The 3,740-nt window shown below is 68.7% G+C and carries 4 protein-coding genes; 2 read left to right on the forward strand and 2 right to left on the reverse strand.

What is annotated here, in order from left to right; translation table 11 throughout:
* On the forward strand, positions 1-934 hold a 934-nt coding region (locus tag CVO76_RS15935; protein ID WP_208740085.1), incomplete at its 5' end, for a YhgE/Pip family protein.
* Positions 935-1,031: 97 nt separating this feature from the next.
* Entirely contained in the window at positions 1,032-1,352 is a 321-nt protein-coding gene (locus tag CVO76_RS15940) for a putative quinol monooxygenase (protein WP_133082883.1), read from the forward strand.
* An 18-nt stretch (positions 1,353-1,370) separates the two neighbouring features.
* On the opposite strand, the gene CVO76_RS15945 is transcribed toward CVO76_RS15940, so the two are convergent.
* Together CVO76_RS15945 and CVO76_RS15950 are read right to left on the reverse strand one after the other, a co-directional pair.
* Positions 1,371-1,925: a GNAT family N-acetyltransferase gene (locus CVO76_RS15945; protein ID WP_208740086.1), complete on the reverse strand. Its 555-nt coding sequence runs from the start codon at positions 1,923-1,925 to the stop codon at positions 1,371-1,373.
* Positions 1,926-2,018: 93 nt separating this feature from the next.
* Positions 2,019-3,740 (reverse strand): bifunctional metallophosphatase/5'-nucleotidase (locus tag CVO76_RS15950; RefSeq protein ID WP_208740087.1); only part of this gene is annotated, 1,722 nt, incomplete at its 5' end.

Below are 3,740 nucleotides of genomic sequence, written 5' to 3' on the forward strand. Positions count from 1 at the left end.
CAGCACGCCGGCACTCCGGAGCGGCATCGTGTCGGCGTCGGACGGCGCCGACCGCCTCGCCACGGGAGCCGCCACGCTCAGCAGCGGGGCAGCAGAGGTCGCCGGGGGAGCCTCGACGCTGGCGGACGGGTCCGGGCAGGCGTACGACGGCGCGACCGCGCTCGAGGACGGACTCGGGACGCTGGCCGGCGGCTCACAGGACCTCGCCCGGCAGCTCGAGCAGGGCGCCGGGGAGGTGCCGGACCACGACGACGCGGCGCGCTCGGTGCTGAGCGGCGTCGGCGCATCACCGGTGTCGATCGAGCGCACCCACACGAACGCGGTCGACGCCTATGGAGAGGGTATGGCCCCCTACTTCATCCCGCTGGCCCTGTGGGTCGGCGGCATCGTGACCTACACGGTGCTCCGGGCCGTGTCGCCGCGTGCACTCGCCTCCACGGCTGCGTCCTGGCGCGTGTCCGCCGCGGGGTATCTGCAGGGCGCGCTCTTCGCGGTGCTGCAGGCCCTCGTGCTGCTCGGGATCCTGGTGGCCGGCGTCGGCCTGACCTCTCCCCATCCGGTGGCGCTGGTGGCCTTCACGATCCTCACGGCGCTCGTCTTCACCGCCATCCACCAGGCGCTCGTCGCGCTCCTCGGGGGCGTCGGCCGGCTCGTCGCGCTCGTGCTGCTGATGCTGCAGCTCACGTCGGCGGGCGGCACCTATCCCGTGGCGACCGCGCCGGGCTTCTTCCAGTTCCTCAGCCCGCTGCTGCCGATGACGCATGCCGTCGAGGGGCTGCGCCACCTCATCGCGGGTGGCGACCTCGGCGTCGTGTGGATCGCGGCGGCGCAGCTGCTCGTCTTCTTCGTGCTCGCGGCCGCCCTGTCGGTGCACGCGACCCACCGCAACCGGTCCTGGTCGCTGGAGAAGCTGCACCCCAGCCTCGCCATCTGACAACCCGTCCTCCCCCCGGAGGCCGAATGCGCCCTCCGGCGAGACCTTATAGGTTGGAGGAGTACCTGAGCGCATCTCCTTGAGGAAGGCACCATCCATGATCTTCATCGTCGTCAAGTTCACCGTGAAGCCAGAGTGGAGCGACCGCTGGATCGACCTGACCCGCGACTTCACGGAGGCGACGCGGCAGGAACCCGGCAACCTGTGGTTCGACTGGTCGCGCAGCGTCGAGGACCCTAACCGGTTCGTGCTGGTCGAGGCCTTCCAGGACGACGCAGCGGAGGCCCACGTGAACAGCGACCACTTCTCGCAGGCGATGCAGGACATGCCGCAGGCGCTCGTGGAGACGCCGGAGATCATCAGCGAGCGTATCGGAGCCGAGGGCTGGGGCCGCATGGGCGAGCTGACCGTCGGCTAGGCGGAGCCGGGCGGCCGGTCAGGCGGCGGTCCGCGTCCGCGCGGGCAACGCCTGCTCGAGGATGAAATCGTCCTCGAAGCGATCGCCGAGACGGAAGCGCTTGGTCCCCACCCTGCGGAAACCGTTCTTCGTGTAGAACCGGAGGGCACGGGAGTTCTCCTGGTTCACGCCGAGCCAGACCCCCGGCAGACCGGATGCGGCGGCGAGCTCCAGGGTGGCGGCCATCAGCGCCGCCGCCGATCCGCGGCCGTGATGGTCGGGATGCACGTAGAACTTGCTGAGCTCCACGACGGGTGAGATCGACAGCGCGGACAGCACGTCGGCGTCCGTCGGCTGGTTCAGCACGATCATGCTGTATCCGGCGATCTCCTCGCCGTCGCGGAGGCACAGGATCGTGTGCCCGGGTGCGTCGATGTTCGCCTCGAACCGCTCGACCGAGAGTTGGGTCTCGATGTGGCGCCGGATGTCCTCCGGCGGCGAATCGGGTGGGCAGGCCAGTGGGAACGTGATGGCTGCGCAGGCCGCCAGGGCCGCTGCGTCGTCGGCCGTCGCCGTCGAGATCTCGATGCTCATGCCTCCAATCTAGGGCGAAAGAACAGCAGGACGCGGACCCGGCGGGTCCGCGTCCTGCTGTTGCCTGTGCCGTTCCTGCGGGAACGGTCCTGCCTAGTCGAAGACCGGCTCGCCGTTCCGGGTGAGCTTCCAGTTCTCCTCGTAGAAGGAGGCAGGGTCGATCGTGCCCTGCGCGATCAGGTAGTCGATGAGCAGCTGGCGGATCTCCGTGGTCTGGTTGACCAGGACCGGTGCCGTGGCGATGTGCGGGAAATTGCCGCCGCCGGACTGCCGGTAGTTGTTCGTGGCCACGGCGAAGCGCTGAGCGGGATCGAGCGGTGCCCCGTTGTAGCTGAGGTCGGTGATGCGCTCGCCCACCGGCTTGCTGATGTCGATGTCGTAGGACACCCCGGACATCATGTCGTAGTTGTAGTCGGGGGTGCCCGACGCGTTCGTGAGCGTCGCGGGGTCCACCGGGGCGCCCGGAGCGGTCTGGGCGAAGTACTTCGCCGAGTACTCGAGGTAGTCCTTGACCTGGGCGCCGGTCATCTCGACGCCGAACAGTGTGTTCGGGAAGACGTACAGACCGGCCATGTCACGGATGGTGACGGGCCCCTCGGGGATCACGGCGGCGCGGTTGAACGGTGCCACGATGGACAGGACCGGCAGGTCGGCCTGCGGCGTCCCCTCCAGGGCCCTGTCGACCGCCTGGGCCTGGACCTTGTTGACGAAGTCCATGACGGCGGTGTCGCGGAAGCGCGAATCGGCGGCGGACATCGTCTCGGTCGCGGTGCCGATCGCGGTGTTCACGTAGTCGATGACGCGCTGGTGCTGTTCTGCGGCGATGGCCGAGATCTTCGGGTCCGCTTCGACGGTATTGGTGTCGAGCAGCTCCGAGTTCGCCGAGGTGACGTCCCACTGGCCGCGCACCTTCGTCAGCTCGAAGTCCAGGACGGACAGGCGCATGCCCCAGTTCTTCGGCTCGGTGAGCAGCACCTGCTCACCGGTCTGCCGGTTGGTGACGAACCGCTCGGGGATCTCCTGGTGCTCGTGGCCCGCGAGGATCGCGTCGATACCGGGCACCTGTTCGGCGATCAGCGTCGAGGCGTTCTCGACCGGCAGCCCGCCCCCGTAGGAGGACGTGCCCGACGGGCCGGAGTGGGAGCTGACGACGACGACGTCCGCTCCCGCGGACTTCATCTCGGGGACGTACTTCCGGGCCTGCTCCACCATGTCGAGGAACTCGAGGTCCCCCTCGACGTTGTTCCTGTCCCAGATGGCGCTGCCGGGCGTGGTCAGCCCGAGGATGCCGACCCGGATGGGCTTCTGGCCCGCGAGCTTGATCGTCTTGATGACGTACGGCGTGAAGGCGTCCTCACCCGTGGTCGCGTCCTTGACGTTGGCGCCGAGCAGCGGGAAATCGAGCTGGTCCTCGTAGGCCCGCAGGAGGGGCAGTCCGTAGTTGAACTCGTGGTTGCCGAGCGTGGTGGAGTCGTAGCCCATGGCGTTCATCGCGGCGGCCATGGGGTGCAGCTCGCCGGTCTCGTCCACGGGGTCGGTGTTGGCGTAGTAGTCCGTGAGCGACGTGCCCTGGATGGTGTCGCCGTTGTCGATCAGCAGCGTCGACTCCTCGCCGCGGTCGGCGCGGACCTGGTTCACGAGGGTGGAGATCTTCGCGAGTCCGACGTCGTTCCCGGCGGCGTCGTCGTACTCCGCGTTCTTGAAGTAGTCCCAGTTCTCGATGTAGCCGTGGAGGTCGCTGGTACCCAGGACGGTGATCGAGACCGGCTTGTCCTGCGGGCCCTTGCTCCCGCCGGATGCGGCGGTCGCTGCGGG

The sequence above is a fragment of the Arthrobacter agilis genome (assembly GCF_002953615.1).
Lineage (GTDB): Bacteria > Actinomycetota > Actinomycetes > Actinomycetales > Micrococcaceae > Arthrobacter_D > Arthrobacter_D agilis_B.

What these genes read in the sequence shown, in the direction of transcription:
- CVO76_RS15940 (WP_133082883.1), top strand. Translation starts at nt 1,032, where the DNA reads ATGATCTTCATCGTCGTCAAGTTCACCGTGAAGCCAGAGTGGAGCGAC.
- CVO76_RS15945 (WP_208740086.1), bottom strand. Translation starts at nt 1,925, where the DNA reads ATGAGCATCGAGATCTCGACGGCGACGGCCGACGACGCAGCGGCCCTG.